We start from the raw sequence: 747 nt of genomic DNA on the forward strand, positions 1-747 counted from the left end.
GCCGGTAGCGGGCCAGGTCGCCGCTCCGGTACAGCCGGTCGCCCTCCACAAAGGAGCTGGCGATGAACCGCTCGGCCGTCAGCTCGGGCCGGTTGAGGTAGCCGCGCGCAACCCCGGCCCCGCCGATATAGAGCTCGCCCACCGCCCCCAACGGCACCGGCTGACCATGAGCGTCCAGAAGATAGACAACCGTATTGCGAATTGGTCGTCCCAGCGGCACCCGTTGCCGGCTATCGAAAACAGCAGGTACCGAATAGCAGAGACTGAAGGTGGTATTCTCTGTCGGGCCATAGCCATTTGAGACCCGCAGCGTCGGATGTCGCTTCTGGCATGCTCTTATGGAAGCCGCGGAGACCTCTTCGCCCCCGACCAGCAGTTGCTGTAGCCGATCAGTACTCCGCTCCTCCCCCACATAGACGTCGAACAATCGGGCAGTCATCCAGGCGATAGTGACGCCTTGGTCTTGGATGGTCTGGGCCAGCGTTGCGGTCGAAAGGTGACGTTCAGGATAGAGCACAATGCTGGCGCCGTTCGCCAAGGCCCCCCAGACCTCGAACGTGGTCGCGTCGAATGTGGGCGAGGATGCGTTGAGAAAGACGTCCCGCGGGGAGATCTCTACGAAATCGTTCCCCGCCACAAGACGCACCACTCCGCGATGCTCGACCATGACGCCCTTGGGCGTCCCGGTGGAGCCCGAGGTGTAGATGATGTAGGCGAGATGGCGGGGGGTGAGCCCCAGCGCGCGCG

The 747-nt window shown here is 63.6% G+C and carries 1 protein-coding gene; it reads right to left on the bottom strand.

Annotated features, from left to right (window positions below):
* A partial coding sequence (locus tag NKI49_RS33240) for an AMP-binding protein (RefSeq protein WP_352695950.1) occupies positions 1-747 on the bottom strand: 747 nt, incomplete at both ends.

Source organism: Mesorhizobium sp. M0587 (assembly GCF_040320945.1).
In the GTDB taxonomy this organism is placed as follows: Bacteria; Pseudomonadota; Alphaproteobacteria; order Rhizobiales; family Rhizobiaceae; genus Mesorhizobium.